General features: G+C 69.5%; 15 protein-coding genes. 5 read left to right on the top strand and 10 right to left on the bottom strand.

The genetic code is table 11. The annotated features are described in order from the left end of the window. Window positions 1-2: 2 nt before the first annotated feature. The 4 genes from UCD39_RS03480 to UCD39_RS03465 all read right to left on the bottom strand — a co-directional run bounded on the left by UCD39_RS03480 (window position 3) and on the right by UCD39_RS03465 (window position 5,613). Complete coding sequence (locus tag UCD39_RS03480; RefSeq protein ID WP_330494704.1) at window positions 3-2,447, bottom strand: methyl-accepting chemotaxis protein; 2,445 nt, start codon at window positions 2,445-2,447, stop codon at window positions 3-5. A 165-nt stretch (window positions 2,448-2,612) separates the two neighbouring features. Next, window positions 2,613-3,716 (bottom strand): alpha/beta fold hydrolase, encoded by a 1,104-nt coding sequence (locus UCD39_RS03475; protein WP_330494703.1) that lies wholly within the window; start codon window positions 3,714-3,716, stop codon window positions 2,613-2,615. A gap of 91 nt (window positions 3,717-3,807) precedes the next feature. Then, a complete protein-coding gene (locus UCD39_RS03470; RefSeq protein ID WP_330494702.1) occupies window positions 3,808-5,169 on the bottom strand; it encodes a chloride channel protein in 1,362 nt (453 codons plus the stop codon). Window positions 5,170-5,271: 102 nt separating this feature from the next. Beyond that, window positions 5,272-5,613, bottom strand: coding sequence for a BufA1 family periplasmic bufferin-type metallophore (locus UCD39_RS03465; RefSeq protein ID WP_330494701.1), 342 nt, complete (start codon window positions 5,611-5,613; stop codon window positions 5,272-5,274). A gap of 190 nt (window positions 5,614-5,803) precedes the next feature. Between UCD39_RS03465 and UCD39_RS03450 the strand changes: the two genes are divergently transcribed. Both UCD39_RS03450 and UCD39_RS03445 read left to right on the top strand, forming a co-directional pair. Next, window positions 5,804-8,074, top strand: coding sequence for a tetratricopeptide repeat protein (locus tag UCD39_RS03450; RefSeq protein WP_442943553.1), 2,271 nt, complete (start codon window positions 5,804-5,806; stop codon window positions 8,072-8,074). 63 nt (window positions 8,075-8,137) lie between these two features. Then, window positions 8,138-8,821 (top strand): hypothetical protein, encoded by a 684-nt coding sequence (locus tag UCD39_RS03445; RefSeq protein WP_330494700.1) that lies wholly within the window; start codon window positions 8,138-8,140, stop codon window positions 8,819-8,821. A 26-nt stretch (window positions 8,822-8,847) separates the two neighbouring features. Here the strand turns inward: UCD39_RS03445 and UCD39_RS03440 are convergent, their stop codons facing one another. The 6 genes from UCD39_RS03440 to UCD39_RS03415 form a co-directional block, all read right to left on the bottom strand. Beyond that, window positions 8,848-9,048, bottom strand: a complete 201-nt coding sequence (locus UCD39_RS03440) for a helix-turn-helix transcriptional regulator (protein ID WP_330494699.1) — start codon at window positions 9,046-9,048, stop codon at window positions 8,848-8,850. 33 nt (window positions 9,049-9,081) lie between these two features. Next, a complete protein-coding gene (locus tag UCD39_RS03435) occupies window positions 9,082-9,498 on the bottom strand; it encodes a hypothetical protein (RefSeq protein WP_330494698.1) in 417 nt (138 codons plus the stop codon). 155 nt (window positions 9,499-9,653) lie between these two features. After that, complete coding sequence (locus tag UCD39_RS03430) at window positions 9,654-10,409, bottom strand: substrate-binding periplasmic protein (RefSeq protein WP_330494697.1); 756 nt, start codon at window positions 10,407-10,409, stop codon at window positions 9,654-9,656. 195 nt (window positions 10,410-10,604) lie between these two features. Beyond that, window positions 10,605-11,486 (bottom strand): protein phosphatase CheZ, encoded by an 882-nt coding sequence (locus UCD39_RS03425; protein WP_330494696.1) that lies wholly within the window; start codon window positions 11,484-11,486, stop codon window positions 10,605-10,607. Continuing rightward, window positions 11,486-11,869: a chemotaxis response regulator CheY gene (locus tag UCD39_RS03420; protein ID WP_276509093.1), complete on the bottom strand. Its 384-nt coding sequence runs from the start codon at window positions 11,867-11,869 to the stop codon at window positions 11,486-11,488. Before UCD39_RS03420 ends, UCD39_RS03425 begins: the two co-directional genes overlap by 1 nt. Window positions 11,870-12,166: 297 nt before the next feature. Then, window positions 12,167-13,408: a glycosyltransferase gene (locus UCD39_RS03415; RefSeq protein ID WP_330494695.1), complete on the bottom strand. Its 1,242-nt coding sequence runs from the start codon at window positions 13,406-13,408 to the stop codon at window positions 12,167-12,169. A gap of 358 nt (window positions 13,409-13,766) precedes the next feature. Here UCD39_RS03415 and UCD39_RS03410 point away from each other — a divergent pair, with 358 nt between their 5' ends. The 3 genes from UCD39_RS03410 (at window position 13,767) to UCD39_RS03400 (ending at window position 18,293) form a co-directional block, all read left to right on the top strand. Next, the gene (locus tag UCD39_RS03410) at window positions 13,767-14,324 is read left to right on the top strand and encodes a hypothetical protein (RefSeq protein ID WP_330494694.1); all 558 of its coding nucleotides are present in this window, start codon (window positions 13,767-13,769) and stop codon (window positions 14,322-14,324) included. A gap of 117 nt (window positions 14,325-14,441) precedes the next feature. Beyond that, complete coding sequence (locus tag UCD39_RS03405) at window positions 14,442-14,984, top strand: FKBP-type peptidyl-prolyl cis-trans isomerase (protein ID WP_330494693.1); 543 nt, start codon at window positions 14,442-14,444, stop codon at window positions 14,982-14,984. A gap of 180 nt (window positions 14,985-15,164) precedes the next feature. Further along, window positions 15,165-18,293 carry a ligand-binding sensor domain-containing diguanylate cyclase gene (locus UCD39_RS03400; RefSeq protein ID WP_330495481.1) on the top strand — a complete coding sequence of 1,043 codons (3,129 nt, stop codon included), beginning with the start codon at window positions 15,165-15,167 and terminating at the stop codon, window positions 18,291-18,293. Window positions 18,294-18,370: the final 77 nt, after the last annotated feature.

Genomic DNA, 18,370 nt, shown 5'->3' with positions numbered 1-18,370 from the left:
ACCTAGAATTCGAAGCCCAGGCGTACGTTTCCCCACAGGCGGCGGTCCACCACGATGGGGCAGTCGATTTCCTTCATGCGCCGGGTGCGGCCGTCACCCTCGTCGCGGTGATAGGCCTGGATCAGGAAGGGGCGGCTGTTGCGCGCCGCCGCCAGCGCCGTGCGGTCCATGTAGCGGCGGCGGCCCTGGGCCCTGTCAGAGGTCGTCAGGCGTGCGTTGTGGGTGGGCACGTAGCCGTTGGTCGCCGTCGCCACACAGAAAGCGATCCGCCGGTCCAGGCCCAGCACCGGGTCCTGCAAGGGCGGGAACACCGCGTCCGCCAAAGCGGCATAAGGGGCGGTGAACTGCTCCGGCGCCGTTCCGGGAATGGGCTCCAGCCCCTGGTCGAACAGCGCGTCATGACCGATGCGCCCGTCGCGCAGCGCCTGGGTCAGCGCTCGGGCGATGCCGGCGGCGACGTCCTGCGCGGCGGTGATCAGCACCTCATCGGCCGCGATCATGGCGTGATATACCACGGCCAGCCGCTCCCGGCTCGCGCCGTCCAGATCCCGGAACCGCACATGCAAGCCGGCGGGGCTGCGGCCGGCCAGGTCGCAGGCCAGGTCGCCGACGCCATCCAGGTGGAGGGTCGCCGCCGTCCCGTCGGACGCCGGGGCCCTCTCCTCCCCCTCCGGCAGGGCCACCGCCCCGCCCAGGGACAGATCCGTGACCCGGACCACCACGCGACGGCCATCCAGGGTGAGGGCCGCGGGCAGGTCGCAGGGGATGCGGTCGAATGCGCGCCTGTCGCCCGCCACCGACTGGCGCAGCACCATCAACAGGCGCTTCTTCATCTCGCCGACCGCCTGGTTGGTGGCGGCGACCTGGCGGCTGACCGTGCCCGCGGCCAGGCAAACGGTCTCGGCCTGCCCCCGGATATGATCCACGCTGCCTGAGACCTGGTTGGCGACGTCGGCGGATTGCGCGGCCCCGCGTCCGATCTCGGCATTGGCGGCGGCTTGTTCCTCGACCGCCGCCGCCGTCGCCGTGGCCGCTTGATCAATCAGCTCGATGGTGCGGATGACGGCGTCCAGCGCCTGGACACTGCCGTCCATGGCGCCGGCGATGTCGGTCACCTGCCGGGCGATCTGGTCCGTCGCCCGGGCGGTTTGGGCGGACAGGCTCTTCACCTCCCCCGCCACCACGGAAAAGCCTTTGCCGGCCTCGCCCGCGCGCGCCGCCTCGATGGTGGCGTTCAGCGCCAGAAGGTTGGTCTGGTTGGCGATGTCGTTGATCAGGGCCAGCACCTGGCCCACCTCCGCCGTGGCGGTTTCCATGCGCCGCAGGGCGCGGGCGGCGTGGCGGGCGTCCTCCACCGCGCGGCGGGCAATGTCGCTGGAGCGGGCCGCCTGGCTGGCGATCTCTGTTCCGGCCGCCCCTTGTTGCTCCGCCGCGGCAGCCACGGTGGTGGCGGTACCGCTGGCCTGCGCGGCGGCGGCGGCCACCACCACCGTGTCCTGGCGCACCTCCTGGATGTTGCCCAGCAGCCCGGCCACGGCGGACTCCACCTCCGCCGAGGTTCGGTTGATGTCGCGCCAGGTGGTTTCCAGGTCGCTCTCGATCAACTGGCAGGTTTCCAGCAGGGCGCGTCGGCTGGCCTCCCGGCTCCGGGTTTCCAGTTCCGCGCGCTCGCGCGCCTGATAGGCCAGGATGGCGCGCAAAGCGCGCAGCCGGGCGGCGGCGGGTTGGAAATCACGCAGGGGCGGCAGGTCGATGACGCGCAGATGGTCGCCCTGGATCAGGGCGTCGATGTCCTTGCGCTGCCGCTCCAGGATGTCCCGGATGCGTCGCGCCAGCAGCCACGCCTGGACCAGCGCGCCCGGCACCGCGAAAGCCGCGGCTGCCGCGACCGGCGCTCCGACCGCGACGGCCCCCACCCCGGCGACGGGCATCGCGGCCAGGCCCGCCAGGCGGGCATCCAGCGTACCCAGCCAACGCAGGGCCGCGTGCACGGGCCCCCTTCGCAGGACTTGGCCCCCCAGCAAGCGCAGGCCGCGTCCACCCTGGCGAAGTGTGGCGTACAGCCGCTCCGCCGCTGCCACGTCGCCTGGGCCGGGCTTGGTGCGGATGGAAACGTAGCCGGTGACGCGGCCGTCTTCCTGCACCGGGGTGACGTTGGCCCGAACCCAGTAATGGGCGCCCGACTTGGCGCGGTTCTTTACCACCCCTTCCCAGGGCTGGCCCGCTCGTACCGTGGCCCACAGGTCGGCGAAGGCGGCCTTGGGCATGTCCGGGTGCCGGACCAGGTTGTGGGGGGCGCCCAACAGTTCCGCTTCGCTGAAGCCGCTGGTGGCGACGAAGGTTTGATTGACAAAGGTGATCCGTCCTTTGTCATCGGTTCTGGAAACCAGCATGTCCCCATCGGTGATGGGGACTTCCTGCTGGGTGACGGGGCCGTTGTCGCGCATGTCGTCTCCTGCCAAGTCTTGGCGGTGGCGGCGTTTTGCGGCCTTTGTCCTTTATTTTATCCGTCTGGGATTGATGTGGCGCAAAGCTATACCAAAGAGTGTGGGCACTTTATTTGGGAAATAATGCGCCTTGCTACTCTTGCGGTGACTGACGTCCTGGTGTCGTCAGCCCTTGACTGCCGTGCGGGCCAGCAGATCAGCCAGCTTATCCTGCCATAGCATTGCCCAGGTATGGCTGCCGTGGCCATGGGTCTGGTCGCTGGCCGGGATCAGGATGAACTGGCCGCGGGGGATGCGCTTCACCAGTTGTTCGGCGATGCCCAGTTCCGGCGGATTGATGAAATCGTCGCCGGAGTTGATCCACAGCACCGGCGCCTTGATGGTTTCCAGCTTGGGCGAGGGATCATAGGTGCGCGAGGCGTCCAACTGATAAATCAGGTCGTTGGCGTCGATGTGGTCCATCTGCGCATGGGTCAGGGTGTCCACCGCCTGGTCGGCCGCACCCCGCGTGGGATAGGCCTTCTGCATCTGGATGGGCGCGCTGCCGGCGATGATCAGCAGGCTGGCGGCGGTGCGCAGGCCCTGCTGGGGCTGGGTCTTGTACTCGCCCCCCTGCCAGGCCGGGTCGGCCTTGATGGCGGCGATGGCCATCTGACGCCATAGGCGGTTGCGTCCCGCGATGGTCTGCGGCAGGCAGGCCAGGGGCATCAGCGTGTCCATGGCGTCGGGGTAGGTCTCACCCCAGACGAAGGCGTGCATGCAGCCCATGGACGTGCCCATGACCAGGCGCAGATGGTCCACGCCCAGCTTGGTCACCAGTTGATGCTCCAGCGCCACCATGTCGTCGTAGTCGTACTGGGGGAAACGGGCGCGTAGGCCGTCGCTGGGCTTGCTCGACTTACCGTGGCCCACGTCGTCGGGCAGGATGATGTAATAGCGTGCCGGGTCCAGTACCCCACCCGGCTGGAACAGCACGTCGCTGAACTGTGGGCGCAGGAACTGGGCGCCGGTGCCACCCGTGCCGTGCATGATCAGGATGGCGTTGTCGACACGGCCCTTGGCGTCGCGGTGCGGCGTGCCCAGGGTGGTGTAGTGCAGCCGCACCTCCGGCAGGGTCTCCCCAGTCCTGAACTTGAAATCCGTCACCGTCACGTCGCCCTCTCGGGTGAGCGGCGCCACCGGCCCGGCGGCGAGGGCCGTGGCGCCGGCCAGCAGGGCGGCGCCGAGCATCAAGGGCGCCCAAACGGCGCGGGCGACGGATCGGATCATGGGGTGAAGGCTCCAGGCGGGTTGTTATCGTATGCAATATACGGTGACGACCCGGGAGCCCGGTATAGGCCGTTGGTCAGGAACCGCTGGATCAGCGGGCGGTGGAGGGGCCGCGCGCCGCGATGGCCTTGTGCGCCCGGTCCAGGAACCCATGGGACAGGGCGTGGTACACGGCCTCCGCCCCCATCATGCGGGCGGCGCCGCAGCCGATCAGGCTGCCGGCCATGATGGGCACCGCCATGGCGTGGTTGCCCGTCATCTCCAGCACGATGACGAAGGCGGTGATGGGCGCCTGCACCACCCCGGCGAAATAGGCGACCATGCCCACCAGCACCGCGACCTCGCCATTGGCGCCGGGCAGCAGGTGCCCCAGTTCCGCGCCCAAACCCGCCCCTACGGCCAGTGAGGGAGAGAAGATGCCGCCCGGGATGCCGCTGACGGATGACAGGGCGGTGGCCAGCCATTTGGCCGGGCCGAAGATGGGGGAAACCGCGGCGGCGGCTTCCGGATGGGAGGCAGCCTCCAGCAGGGCCTTGGCTTGGGCATAGCCAGTGCCGTAGGTGTCGCCGCCGGTGGCCAGGCCCACCAAGGCCAGGACCAGGCCGCACAGGGCCGCGAAGGGAACGGGATGGGCCTTGACCCAGCGCCCCACCCGGCCGGCATGGCCGGGCCAATGGCCAATGCCCTTGGCCATGCGCACCACCACGCGGCTGAAGGCGCCGCCGGCCAGGCCGCCGACCACCCCGCACAGCGGCACCAGGACCCAGTCCTGCCAGGTGGCCATGTGGGCCGTGCTCTGCCCGAAATAGAGATAGTCGCCTTGGATGGCCAGGGGGGCGGCGCCCGCCACGGTCACGGCGGCCAGCACCAGGGCGCCGGTCCGCATGTCGAAGCCGCGCCCCATCTCCTCGATGGCGAAGACGATGCCGGCCAGCGGCGTGTTGAAGGCGGCGGCGACGCCGGCGGCGCCACCAGCCAACAGCAGGCCGGGGAAGCGTCCGCCGAAGGTGGCGCCCACCCGGTGCATGAGCGAGGCGCCCACCTGCACCGTCGGCCCCTCTCGCCCGATGGAGGCGCCGACCGCCAGTCCCACCAGGGTCAGCACGATTTTGCCCACCGCCAGGCGGATGGACACCAGCGCCGTCCGTTCCCGCTGGTCGCGCAGCTCACGCGCCGCGATGGCCTGGGGAATGCCGCTGCCGCCGGCGTTGGGGAAATAGCTCCGCGTCAGCCAGGCCGACAGCGCCAACCCGGCCGGGGTCAATAGCAGGGGCAGCCAAGGGCGCCCGGCGGTGGCGGCGCCGAACAGTTCCTGCGCCTTGTCCGCCAAGGCGGCGAAGACGACGGCCGCCAAGCCCACCAGCACGCCGCCGCCCCAGAACACCAGGCGCCGCTGCCAGCCCTCGCGGGAGAACCACAGGCGCCGGGTCCGTCGATATGCTGCCAATGCCATGGGGTACGCCCATCCAACGCGGGTGAAAGATGGGCCGATCATGCCCTAGCGAAGACGGCGGCAGGGCTGCCCATCGGGTAGCCCTGCCGCCCGCCCGATATCTTACTTGCCGTCCTTGGGCGTGCCGGTGCCGTTGAACGGTTCCGTCTTGCCGCCCATGCTGGCGCAGGTGCCGGCCTTCACGGCCTTCCAATCCTGGCCGTCATAGTTCTTGGTGGATTGTCCGGCGCAGGAATGGGTGCCGGCGGCGTTGGCGCAGCTGTTCTGCCCGGCCTTGGACACGCCGTAGCACTTCTCGGTGCTGTCGGCGGCATGGGCGGGTGCTGCGAATGTAGCGAGCGCCAACGCCCCCGCCAGGGCGACCGCGACGGTGGCCGCGGTCTGGGGCGCGGCCGGGGTATCGGTGACCTGCCGGATAAGGGACGGAACGCGGGAATGAGACATGGCCTTCCTCCTGTTGCGACCGGACAGCGACCCTCGTGGCCTGCGCCGGATAGCGCGAAGATAAGGGCAGGCGCGACCAGTTGCAAAACGCCCTTTGGCTGGATTATGCGGCAAAACGCATAATGGTCGGCGCCGGGTCGCGGCACCATGCCCGTGCAAGACGTAGACGCCCCCAAGGAAACGACGCCCCATGACCGACCTGCTGCCCGCCGACGATCTGGTGCGCTATGCCGTGGGCCTGCATAAGGCCGGCCGGCATGAGGCCGCCGAGGCGATCTTCCGCCAGGTGCTGGCGCGGGACCCGGGCCGCGGCGACGCTGCGCACCTGTTGGGCATGGTCCTGGCGCAGACCGGCCGCCTGAAGGAGGCGGAGGCCCACATCCGCCAAGCCCTGACGCGTTTCGATGCCATGGCCGACCTGCATGCCAGCCTGGGCCTGGTCCTGGCGGACCTGCACCGCCTGGACGAGGCGGTGGCGTGCTGGCGGCGTGCGCTCGCCCTGGCGCCTGCGGACACCGCGTGGGCGGAAGAGATACGGGGACGCCTGGCCGCCGCCGCCAAGGCGCTGCCTATGCCGCCGCCAAAGGGCGACGCGGCAGCCCTGCTGGCTTTGGCGCGGCAGCGGCTGCGCGCGGATGACCTGGGCGGGGCGGAGCGCCTGTGCCGGGAGGCGCTGGCCGAGGATGACAGTTATGCCGACGCCTGGAACATGTTGGGTGTGTTGGCCCTGCAGACACGGGATGAGGCCGCCATCGGCCATTTCGCGGCGGCGGTGCGACATGCGCCGCAGGTCGTGGCCCACCGCGCCAACCACGCCACCGCCCTGTATCAGCTGGGCCGCCTGGCTGACGCGGCCGAGGTGGTGAACAATGCCCTGGTGGTGATCGGGGCCCGCGCCAGCCTGCTGGCGCACCTGGGCGACATCCGGTTCGCCCAGGGGGACAGCTTCGCCGCCGCCGCCGCCTATCGGCTGGCGCTGGAGCATCTGGACCGGGAGCAGGACCAAGGCGTGGCGCCGGGGGTGGAGCGCCCCCGTGTCCAGGGCAATCTGGCCCGCGCGCTGTGCGCCTGCGGCTTGGTCCGCGACGCCGCGGCGGTGGCCCGTGACCGGGCGTCGTCGGCGCCCGGCATCGACGCCTGGCGGGACCTTGCGATCACCCTGCTGGCCGCCCACGACGCCGACGCGGCGATCGACCCCATCCTGCGCGCGGTGGCGGCGGCGCCCGAGCGGGCCGACCTGCGGGTGACGGCCGCCGCCGCCTTCATCGACGCCAACCGCATCGATGAGGCGGTGGCCCATGTCGCCACCGCCCTGGACCTGGACCCCGGTTCCGCCGAAGCGTATGCCAACCGCGGCTTCATCGCCTTGCGACGGGGCGACCCCGTGGCGGCGGCGGCGGACTTCCGCGCCGCCCTGGATCGGCACCCGCCGACGCGGGACGCCAACATCGCCGTCCTGCACCAGGGGTTGGGCATGTCCCTTCTGCAACAGGGGGACATCGCCGCTGGCGCCCCCCATTTCGCCTGGCGCCGCCACATGCCGGGCCTGGGGCCCGCGCTGCCCGGTTTACCGGAATGGGATGGCGCGGTGATGCCGGGCGCCCACCTGGTCGTCACCGCCACCCGGGGGCATGGCGACGTGCTGCACTTCATCCGCTATGCCCCGTTGCTGCGGGCGGCGGGCATGCGCGTGGTGTTCCGGGGCATGGACACGCTGCTGGACCTGATCGCCGCGTCCAACCTGGTGGAGGAGGTGGGCCCGTTGGGCCAGCCCCTGCCGCCCCCCTGGCCGGGCGGCCAGTGGGTGCAGGCGGATTGCATGGCCCTCCTGTCTTTGGCCGGGACGCCGCTGGGCTGGGCCGGGCACACCGTCCCCTACTTGACGCCGCCGCCCGACGCCGTGGCCCGCTGGCACGGCGTGCTGGATATCCTGCCGCCGGTGCGGGTCGCCCTCAGCTGGGCGGGCTCCACCCTGTTTCCCTATCACCGTCACCGGTCGCCGCGCCTGGCGCCCCTGCTGCCGTTGCTGACCGATCCGCGCCTGGCGGGCCGGGTGGGCTGGGTTTCGGTGCAGACGGACGATGGGCGCCGGGACCTGGACACGGTGGACCTGCCCCTGGCGGCGCGGGAGGACTTCCTGGACATGGCCGATGGCCTGCGCAGTTTCGCCGACACCGCCGCCGTCCTGGCCCAGGTGGACCTCGTCATCAGCATGGACACGGCCGTCGCCCACCTGGCCGGGGGCCTGGGGCGCCCCCTGTGGCTGATGCTGGACACCGGGGCGGAATGGCGATGGCTGACCGCGCGCGCCGACAGCCCCTGGTATCCCACCGCCACCCTGTTCCGCCAGGCGCGGCCTGGCGATTGGCCGGGTGTCGTCGCGACGTTGGCCGATGCGCTGGCCGCCCATGTCGGGTCCGTGCCGACGCCAGCCGCCCTTGGGTCAGGTCATTCGGGTTAGGGGCGGGCCTCAGCGCTTGAAACCACCCACCTCTCCGCCTCATCGTTTCGGGGTGAGGTGACGATGCTGGACTTGACGGGCGTTTTTGATCGGTCGGGGGCGCTGCCCCGTCCCCCCTATCGCGGCCTATGGGCGGAGTTCTGGTCCTTGCCCACCTATCGGCCCGCGCCGCCGCCGGCGGTGCCGCCCGGCGACCGGACCGTCCTGGTCATTCCCGCCTTCCTGACCGCCGATCCCTTCACCCAGCCCCTGCGCCAATTCCTGACCCGATGCGGCCACACCCCCCACCCGTGGCGGCAGGGCATCAACGTCGGCCCCACGGCGGCGGCTCGAACCGGGCTGCGCCATCGGTTGGACGCGCTCTCTCAGGCCGCGGGCGGGCCCATCGATCTGGTGGGCATCAGCCTGGGCGGCCTTCTGGCCCGGGATCTGGCGCAGGCGCGCCCGGACCAGGTGCGGCGGGTGGTCACCATCGGCAGTCCGGTCCGCCTGCCGACCGCCACGCCCCTGGAACCCCTGATCCGCTTGTTGGCGCGCCACTATGCCGACGACCTTGATCCCGGCCGGCTATCCCAGCCCCTGCCCATGCCGACCACGGCGATCTACAGCCGCGACGACGGCGTGGTCGCCTGGGAAAGCTGCTGGGTGCCTGAGCCCTTGGGCCGCGTGGTAGCCGTGGACGGCGCCCACGTCACCATGTGCCGCAACCCCGACGTCCTGCGGGCCGTAGCCGAGGCGCTGGCGTAAGGGCGCGCCAACCCGGATGGCGGATGTCAGGACGTTACGTCGTCGCGGAAGATCATTTCGATGGGCAGGCCGAACAGCCGCCCGATCTTGAAGGCCAAGGGCAGTGAGGGGTCATAGCGCCCGGTCTCCAGGGCGTTGACCGTTTGGCGCGACACCTCCAGCCGGCGGGCCAAGTCGGCCTGGGTCCAGCCGTAGCGGGCGCGCATCTCACGCAGGCGGTTGTTCATGACGGCGGCGTCCCTTCGTGGCCGGTGGGGGCCTCACGCCTCATCATTCTCCTCCCCCTCCAGCCCATCCGCCGTTCCTTGCAGCCAGCGCGCGAGGAACTGCCCCAGGACCAGCAGCACCACCATCAGCGGCCACACCAGGAACATGGACAGGCGTGGAAAACCCGCGACCTCCAGGAAACCATAGGTGACGGTGATGAGGGCGGTGCCGGCGAAGGCGAAGCCGATGGCGATCAGCTGCACCCGGCCCTCCTCGGGCCCGCTACGCTTCAGATGGCGCACCACCGCCCCCCAGATGCCGACGCAGGCCACCATGGGGGCGATGGCCACCACCGTCCGCATGCCCCCTTGCACCCAGCCGTTGTTCAACGCCACCAGGGACAAGGTCATCAGCAGGGCGTAAGCCAGCAGGGCGACGACGAACTCGATCAAATACCGTTTGCCGGGCATGGGCGTCTTCCGTTGGGGCGTTTCCCTTGGCGGGCGGGGCTATCCCCCGGAGAATACAGGCCCCTTTAGAATACAGGCATCGTGACCGCTGGGACAAGTATGCGTGACATTCTAGTCCAGGCTAGCTCAAGCCAGTCCAACGTGGCCCCGGTCCGCTAGGCTTCGGTGATGACGCTGTTGAGGGCGTCCAGGCGGCCAGAGAGCGGGCCGTCGCGGCGGATCAGCATGCGGACCTGAAGGGCGGCCAGGGCGAAGGGCAGGGGCGCCAGCTCCTCCTCCAATCGCATCCTGTCCAGCAGGTGCAGGCCGTTGAGGCGCACCAGCACGCAGAAATCCGCCCGGCCATAGCGGACGCGTTGCAGCATGCCCTCCACCGTGCCGCTGCGCTCGAGCTTCAGGCCACGCGCCTCCAGCGCATCCATGTCGGCGCCGTAGGCACTGCCCAGCGGGGCGACACCGACGCGTCCCAACAGATCGTCCACGCCGCGATACGCGCCCATGTCCTGGCGGCGGACAAAGGCGCACACCTCATCATTGGCATAGGGCGCGGTATAGAGCATGCGATCCGTCCGCTCCGCGTTCCACAGGGCGGAAACCAGCAGGTCCACCTGGCCATGGGCCAGTGCCGCCAGGGCGCGCTGCCACCGGCCGAACGCCAGCGGGGCGGTGGACAGGCCCATGTGTCCCAGGGCGGCGTCTGCGCGCTCCACCCCCAGGCCGCGCAGGTGGTCGCCCTCCTCCCAGCTATAGGGGTACCAGGCGGGGTTGCCGGCGATGCGGATGATGCCGGGCTGCGCCTTCACGCCGCCGCCCGCCGCCGCCAGGGCGAATGCGCCCCAGGCCAAGCCGCGGCCCAGAAGGCGGCGGCGATCCATCTCGCCTCGGGCGATGCTGTTGCCGGATGCCCTCATCCGCGCCGTCCCATCCCAGCCTGGGGAAATCCAGTCCAACCGGTCGCCGGCCGAACCATCCAAGGTCATTCCCGGACAGGATGGCAAAGGACGATGGGACTGTCGCCCGCTTATGTCGTCCGGCCACGATCTTTCATACGGGCTTTTACAGGAGGCAAAGCAAACCCCCGGACCAGGGGGCCGGGGGTGTTGGCATTACGGGAACATATCGTCCACGGCGCTTTGGCTTAGCTTGCCGTCGCTGCTGGGCGGTTCAGGCGCCTTCGCGGGCTTGGGCGGCGGCGGGGGAGGTGGCGGCGGTGGGGGGACCGGCGCCGGGGCGGCGACGGGCGCGGGCGGTGGCGGAGGGGGAGCGGGCGGCGCCACCGGCGCGAAACCGCCGTCCATGAGCGCATCCACCATGTTCTGGTCGATGCCGCCACGCAGGGCCGGGCCGTGCATCAGGTGCGAATCCGGCCGGACATCCTGCGGATCGTCCATGATGGCCTCGGCGGCTTCGCTTTCCAGGCCCCAGATCTCGATCATGGTGTGCACCCGGCGCTCGATATAGCGCATGGTGTTCACGACCTTGGTCATGCGTTGGCCGGTGATGTCCTGGAAGCTGCACGCGGTCATGATTTCCATGACCTCATTATCCAGCTCTCCGGCCACTGCCGGCGACTCGCCGCGCAGGCGGTCGGCCACCGACTGGATGCGCTCGGCACCGTTCAGGATCTCGGTGGTGGCATGTTCGGTGGCTTGGAGGATGGCGTCCAATTCCTCGGTCGCCAGCATGATGCGGTTGGCGGAGGGATCGTCCGGCTTCAGGGCCGCGATCTCCCGCCGGGTCTGGGCGATGTGCGACGCCATCTCCTGCAACTCGCGGCGCAGGATGCGGATATGGGCGCCGGAGCTGTCGACCTCGCCCCCCGTCTTGGCTTCCTTCAGCAGACGGCGCACGTCGTCGATGGCGACGACGCGGCCCCGGCGGTCCCGCATGCGCAGAAAAGCACGACCCCGCGCCGTGGACTGCAGCGCGTCCTCGATACGGGCGTATTCCTCGTCAGACAGGTCGGAAAAGAAATCCGACACAGGCATCACCCCAACGCGCCGATAACGCTCTCGATCTTTTTCTTCAGCGTGTCGGCGTTAAAAGGTTTCACGATGTAGTTGTTGACGCCGGCTTCCTTGGCGGCGACCACGTTCTCGGTCTTGGACTCGGCGGTCACCATGATGAAGGGCGTGCCCTTCAGCCGGACGTCGGCGCGCACTTCCTTCAGAAGTTGCAGGCCGGTCATCGGTTCCATGTTCCAGTCCGAGATGACCAAGCCAAAGCTGGACGCGCGCAGCTTGGCCAAGGCCTCGGCGCCGTCGGCGGCCTCGTCGATCTTGGTGAAACCGATCTGCGTGAGCAGGTTCCTGATGATGCGCCGCATCGTCGCGTAGTCGTCGACGACAAGGACCTGGATATTCAAGGACACGCAAACCCCCAAGAGCCAAAGTTGAGCGGAGGATGGAAACAGGGCGCGGGAGAGTGCCCCCTCCGATCCGGTGGCCGGTCAGGAAATCCTGCCGGTTGGGCATTCTGCCCATTCCGGGACATGAAAACACTCCCCGGCGCGTCCCTTCTGAACGGCGCCGCGCGGCACTTTGGAAGGGGGCCAAACGGTTGTCAAGCATCGCCCCGGGATAGCTTGTCTCTTTGCCGGGCGTACCAGGGCCGCCGTCAAACGCTTGAGCGCCTTGCAACTCTTGGATGGACGGCCGCCGGCGACCGCTTAGCGCCGCTGGGCCAAGGCCAGGATATGGTCGCAAGCCTCCGCCACGGCGGTGCCGGTGCCGACGCCGGCCGCCACTTCGGCGCACCGTCGCCTGATGGTCCCGTCGGTATCCAGGCGCGTCAGCGCCGCCGCCACGGCGGCGGGGCGATAGTCCCGCGAGGACAGCCGCGCGGCGACGCCCAGCGCCACGGCGCGGGCGGCGTTGTCGAACTGGTCGTGGGCCATGGGGCGGATCAGCTGCGGCACGCCCGCCGCCAGGGCTTGGCTGGTGGTGCCGATGCCGCCATGGTGGACGAAGGCGGCGCAGCGGGGCAGCAGCCGGCTGAAGGGGGCGTAATCCACGCGGATGACGTCCGGCGGCAAGGAGGTCGGCACCTGGTCGGCATGGCGGGTCAGCAGGATGGCCCTGTGGCCGGACAGGCGGCAGGCCGCGACCGAGGTGGCGAAGAAATCCAGGGCGCGCGCCGTGGCGGTGCCGGACGTGAAGGCCACGGGCGCCGGCCCCGCCGCCAGGAAATCCGCAAGATCGGATGGCAAGTCCGTTCCCGGCAGGCCGTCGTAAAGGGGAAACCCGGTCAGGGCCAGGTTTGCCGGCCAATCCGGCTGGCGCGGCGCGAACCAGTCGGGAAACAGCCCGATCACCCGGTCCGACTGGTTCAGCCACGCCCCCATGGGCCGGCGCACCGGCGCCAGACCAATGGCGCGCCGGTGGCGGTTCAGCACCGCGCCCAGAGTGGGCGCCACTACCAGGGCATCCACCAGGCGCCAGAAAAGGCGCTTCAGCCAGGGCGGAAGGGCGATGCCGTTCGCGGGGCCGGGCAGGGTGTTCTCGCTGCGCAGGGCGGCCGGGGCCAGGTGAACCGTGACGCACGGAACCCCGTGCCGTTCCGCCAGCGACCGGATGACGAAGGCCAGCGTGCTGCCGACCACCAGCGTTTCCCCGGGTATGACGGCAGCATCCAAGATGGGCCAGGCGGTCTCGCCCGTCTGCTCCATGGCCCGCGCCATGACGCCCAGCGAGCGCAGGGGGCGGTTCAGGTCGGGATGGCGCAGCAGCGCGTCGTAAAATTCCGCCGTGCCCACCGCCGTGAAGCGCAGGCCCGCCTCGCGCGCCACGGTCTCGAACACCGCGGCGGCATAGAGATGCGGCGCGTGCCCGCGCCGCTGCAATTCCCGGCCCAAGGCGATGAAGGGCAGGACGTCCCCGTGCGACCCGGCAGCGATGATCAGGATTTTCACGAGGGGACGCCTGCCTTGCACGGGTTGATGCCCAGGGCTTACGCCGGATGCCGGGGTGGGGCAAGAGGGGGAGGTCCATCCGGCGGGCGGGCCTCGGCCATTGCCTGGCACCGGCTCGGACGTTAGGGTCCCCGTCCCACTCTCGCCATACCGGAAGGGGCATTCCGCCCATGCGACGTCCGTTCCTCCTCGCGGGGCTCGTGCCCGCCATCCTCCTGACGCTGTCATCCGCCGCGTTTTCGCAGACGGCGTCATCGGCCAAGACGTCCCCCGCAGCTGCGGCGCCGGCCAAACCGGCACCTGTTAAGCCAGCCCCTGCCCGGCCGGCGGCCGACCTTCCGGGGGCGGGCTGCCCCGGATGGGCGGCGACTATCAAGCGGCTGAGGCCTTGACGGTCAATGGCGTGCGCCAGGACCTGCGCATTTTCCGGGACCAGGGGCGGGAACGGCGTGAGATGACGGAAGGCGGCCTCAGCACCATCCTGATTCTGCGCCCCGACCGCGACGCGGCGTTCGTGCTGCAGCCGGAATCGCACATGGCGGCCCCCTTGTCGCCCCAGGACCCGGAGGCCGCGCACGATTTGACCCGCCTGTCCCAGCTGGATGCCGAGGCCTTGGGGCGGGAGACATTGGGGGGCGAGGCGGTGGTGCGCTATCGCGTCGTCGGCACCTATGAGCAGGGCGGCGGCTTCGAGGGCCAGGTCTGGTCCACCACCGATGGGATCTACATGCGGGTCGAGGGCACGGCCAATGACGGCGACGGGCCGGTCAACATCCGGCTGGACCTTACCGACCTGAAGCGCGGGCGCCAGGGTGACGGCCTGTTCGAGCTGCCCAAGGGCTACACCATGATGAATTTCGGCCCAATCGACGCGCCCGTGCCGGAGGGCTTGCGCGGGGACGCGCCCAAGCCGTAATCCTTATTCCCGCGTGGTGGGGGCAAGCCACGATCCAGGGTATAAACACCGGCGCCCATCGCCTGACGCCGCCCTGTCGGGTGGCTGGCGGGCGGCCGGTTTCGCAGGAGCGGTTTGATGCGCGGGCATAACTTTATGTACTCCACCCTGCTGGCGGTGACGCTGGCCCTTCCGTTCCTGGCAGGTGCCGCCCAGGCGCAGGTGCCGTTGAACGCCCGCCCGGCCATCGGTGGCCAGGTCGACGCCCAGCACCAGTTCATCCTGGATTACGCCAAGCAGCCCGGCGTGGAAATGTCCACCAACGGCGTGGCCTATCGCTTCCTGCGCAAGAAGGAACCGGCGGTCGGCCAGCAGCCCGGCCCCAGCAACCGCATCCGCGTGCATTACGAGGGCCGGCTGATCGACGGCACCGTCTTCGACAGCTCCTACCAGCGGGACGAAACGGCGGTCATGTCGCTGGAAAAGGTGGTGAAGGGTTGGGTCGAGGTGGTCCCCCGCATGCATGTCGGCGACAAGATCGAAATGGTCATCCCGGCGGAAATGGGCTACGGCCAGAAGGGCTCGGGCGATGGGGTCATTCCCCCCGGCGCCACCCTGATCTTCAAGGTTGAATTGTTCGAAGTCATGCCTGGTGAGCTGCGCAGCAAGGGCGCCGGCTGATCCTACGGCACCACGCCCGTCGCTCCTCCGGTACCGCCTTGCCAGACGGGCCCTTAAAGGGCCTTGCGTTGTCGCGCCCAACCCCGTCAGATCATGGGGCATACGCCATCCGGGGAATAACCTCGAGGATGGCAGGGGGCAGACATAGGCAACGTTTTGGATCCAGCCACCATCGTGAGCATGGCAACCGCCACCACCGCCAGGGGGCCAAGGCTAGGGGGGCCAAGGCTGGGCCGCTGGGCGGCCGTCCTGCTTTTTCTTGTTTTGGGCCTGGGGTTCGTGCGGTCCCCGGCGACAGCCCAGGAATACGCTTTCCGCTCCTATACCCAAGAGGACGGTCTGGGTAACCTGTCCATCACCGCCCTGGCCCAGGACTCCCTGGGCTTCCTCTGGGTGGGGACGGAGAATGGCCTTTATCGTTTCGACGGCGGAAAGTTCCAGCGTTTCGGCCCCGCTGATGGGTTGAAAGAGCCCTATGTCAGCGCTGTTCACATCACCCCGTCCGGTGTTCTGTGGGTTGGCACCACGGGGGGACTTTATCGCTGGGATGGCCGCCACGCTTTCGTTCCGGTGACACGGGACGGACGTCCCGTGCCGGTCTGGCAGGGACAGAAATTGGCGTCGCTTGATGCCAGTCGTCTGCTGGTCGTGGGACGGGAGGAACTGCTGGTGGTGGAGGCGGAAAGGTCCGCCGCCGCCGGCCCCAGCTGGGTCGCCCACCCCTATTTCACAGCCGAACAGAAGGCGGCCCAACCGGCGCTTGCCCGAATCCTGAGCGTTCGGGTTTTCGGCGTGGGGGAGCAGGGGGGCGGCGATATCTGGCTGGGCTGCGCGGATGCCTTGTGTGAGATACGTCAGGGCGTCGTGACGCTGTGGGGCCCCGACCAGGGCGTGCCCGAGGATCGCTGGGGCGGTGTGGTGCGCGATGTGGACGGTACGCTGTGGGCGCGCGGTACCCATCAACTGCTGGCGCTGGCCCCTGGTGCCGGTCGCTTCACGGCGGAATTGCCACAGCCGTCGAACCGCAGCACCGTGCGGGTGTTCCTGCCGCTGCTGCAGGACATGGACCGTGCCATCGTCACCTTCGGCGATCGGGGGTTGATGCGCTTGGTGCGCGCCGGGGAAGGGGACACCGAGCCCCATTGGGAAGAGGTGAGCGACGCCAATGACCTGCCCGCGCGGGAGGTCAGCGCCTTGCTGGTCGATCATGACGGCGATCTTTGGATAGGCTCTGGCGGCCTGGGGCTGACACACTGGGTCGGCTATCGCAGCTGGGCCAACTGGACGGCGCGCCAGGGACTGATCCATGACTCGGTTTGGTCCTTCCACCGTGACCGCGCGGGGGGGCTGGTCATCGGTACCGACGCCGGCCTAGCCCGCCTGGAAGACGAGGATGACGGCGCCCCGCGCCTGGGCCCGGCGCCGGGCGGGCAACCGGTGCGCAATCACCAGGTGGGCGCGCTGACGCTCGACAAGTCCGGGCGCCTCTGGGGCGGCACCTTCTCCGGCCTGCTGTTTTATCAGGATGCGGGCAAGAATGGCGCGGAGCCGCCGCCGGCCGTCGTCGTGGGCCATTTGCCCCTGATCTTCCAGCTGCTGGTCGACGACCGGGGGCGACTTTGGGTCATGACCCGGAAAAAGGGCCTATTCGTCGTCGACAGGCCGGACGGACCCGATCCGCAGGTGACACCCCTGGGTGCCGCCCTGCCTATTCCCCCGGATAGTTCGATTTCCAGCGGTTGCCAGGCGCCGTCCGGGGCCCTGTGGTTCGCAACCGAAGCCGGCTTGCTGCGCTATGGCGAGGGCAAGTGGACGGCGCCTGGCATCGCCGGTGTGGCCTCCAGCACCCGCTTCAACGTCATCGCGTGCGCCCGTGACGGTAGCCTGTGGCTGGGGGGCGAGACGGTCCGTCTGGCGCATCTGCGGGAACCGCTGGGGGCAGCGCCGGGCGCGGGCGGCACCCTGCTGCAGCCGGTGGGTGATGTCGCGAACGATCTGGTGGGGGACCGCCAGGTGTTGGGCGTGGTCGAGGACAGGCGGGGGTGGATATGGCTGGCCACGGACAGTGGCGTTCTGGTGTGGAATGCCGGGGCCCTGCGGCAGTTCAGCCACGACAGCGGCCTGGTATGGAACGACTGCAACCAGAGCGCCTTGATGGAGGATGCCGACGGCACCCTGTGGGTGGGCACCAGCAAGGGGCTGACACACATCACCCGGCCGGATCTGCTGTTCAATCGGCCGGCGCTGGTGACCCGGGTCACGGGCATCGAGCGTAACGGCGTCGACCTGCCGGCGGATGGCAATTTCGAACTGCCGTGGGATACCTCCCCGCTGACCTTCCACCTGACCACGCCCAGCTTCCGCAGCCGCGGGGGGCAAATCTATCGCTATCGCCTGAATGGTCTGGAAGGGAACTGGAACATCACCGCCACGGAGGAAATCCGCTATTCGGCACTGCCGCCGGGTGCCTATGAGCTGGAGATTGTCGCCCGTAACACGGCGTTGCAGGCCATGGCGCCGTCCGTCCTGGTGCCCTTCACCATCCGGCCCCCCTGGTGGCAGACCAGGCTGTTCTTCGCGGGCGCCGCCCTGGGTATCGTCGCGCTGGGCGTTGGGATTTATCGCTGGCGCAGCCACGCCGACCTGGAACGGCGCCGCACCCTGGAAATCCTGGTGGAGGCGCGAACCCGCGAGCTGGAGGCCTCGCGCGAGCAGTTGCGCCAACTGGCCATGTACGACAGCCTGACCCGCTTGTGGAACCGTCGCGCCATCCTGGACCTGCTGGAACTGGAATTGGCGCGCCGGCGGGATGATGGCGCGCTGACCGTGGTGCTGGCGGATGTCGACCATTTCAAGCGCATCAATGACACCCACGGTCATCCGGCGGGCGATGCCGTGCTGGTTGAGGTGGCGCGCCGGCTGTCGGCCGCCGTGCGCAGCTATGATGCCGTCGGCCGCTACGGGGGCGAGGAGTTCCTGATCCTGCTGCCCGGGCTGGGGCGGGATGATTGCGCCGATGTGCTGAACCGCCTCCACGACGCCATTCGCCAGACCCCCATTCCCTTGGGCGACGGCGTCCCCGCTGTATCCCATGAAGACCCGGACGCGGATGGGCAGGCGCCAGGCGTGCATGTCGACGCCTTCGGCGTCAGCCTGACCGTCACCTGTAGTTTCGGTGTCATCAGCGTGGGGCCCGGCAATTCGGTGCCGCCCCTGGCGGAGATCATCAAGCGGGCGGACCAGGCGCTCTATCGCGCCAAACACCAGGGACGGAACCGGGTGGAGTATGCGGACGGCACCCCCGCCTGACTGGGCGGGGTCCCGCCTGGGCGGTCCTGGCTACGACGTCGGATGAGTAACCTTCACCTGAGGGTGAGAAAGGCCCG

The sequence above is a fragment of the Nitrospirillum karajorum genome, assembly GCF_036348415.1.
GTDB lineage: Bacteria > Pseudomonadota > Alphaproteobacteria > Azospirillales > Azospirillaceae > Nitrospirillum > Nitrospirillum amazonense_B.
Note: the sequence above shows the minus strand (reverse complement) of the source record. Positions and strands in the feature narration are given on the sequence as shown.

Excerpts from the sequence above, each read along its gene's own strand:
- UCD39_RS03435 (WP_330494698.1), bottom strand. The coding sequence starts at position 9,498 with ATGCCCGGCAAACGGTATTTGATCGAGTTCGTCGTCGCCCTGCTGGCT.
- UCD39_RS03470 (WP_330494702.1), bottom strand. The coding sequence starts at position 5,169 with ATGGCATTGGCAGCATATCGACGGACCCGGCGCCTGTGGTTCTCCCGC.
- UCD39_RS03405 (WP_330494693.1), top strand. The coding sequence starts at position 14,442 with ATGCGCGGGCATAACTTTATGTACTCCACCCTGCTGGCGGTGACGCTG.
- UCD39_RS03465 (WP_330494701.1), bottom strand. The coding sequence starts at position 5,613 with ATGTCTCATTCCCGCGTTCCGTCCCTTATCCGGCAGGTCACCGATACC.
- UCD39_RS03445 (WP_330494700.1), top strand. The coding sequence starts at position 8,138 with ATGCTGGACTTGACGGGCGTTTTTGATCGGTCGGGGGCGCTGCCCCGT.
- UCD39_RS03410 (WP_330494694.1), top strand. The coding sequence starts at position 13,767 with ATGGGCGGCGACTATCAAGCGGCTGAGGCCTTGACGGTCAATGGCGTG.
- UCD39_RS03450 (WP_442943553.1), top strand. The coding sequence starts at position 5,804 with ATGACCGACCTGCTGCCCGCCGACGATCTGGTGCGCTATGCCGTGGGC.
- UCD39_RS03430 (WP_330494697.1), bottom strand. The coding sequence starts at position 10,409 with ATGAGGGCATCCGGCAACAGCATCGCCCGAGGCGAGATGGATCGCCGC.
- UCD39_RS03480 (WP_330494704.1), bottom strand. The coding sequence starts at position 2,447 with ATGCGCGACAACGGCCCCGTCACCCAGCAGGAAGTCCCCATCACCGAT.
- UCD39_RS03400 (WP_330495481.1), top strand. The coding sequence starts at position 15,165 with ATGGCAACCGCCACCACCGCCAGGGGGCCAAGGCTAGGGGGGCCAAGG.
- UCD39_RS03440 (WP_330494699.1), bottom strand. The coding sequence starts at position 9,048 with ATGAACAACCGCCTGCGTGAGATGCGCGCCCGCTACGGCTGGACCCAG.
- UCD39_RS03425 (WP_330494696.1), bottom strand. The coding sequence starts at position 11,486 with ATGCCTGTGTCGGATTTCTTTTCCGACCTGTCTGACGAGGAATACGCC.
- UCD39_RS03475 (WP_330494703.1), bottom strand. The coding sequence starts at position 3,716 with ATGATCCGATCCGTCGCCCGCGCCGTTTGGGCGCCCTTGATGCTCGGC.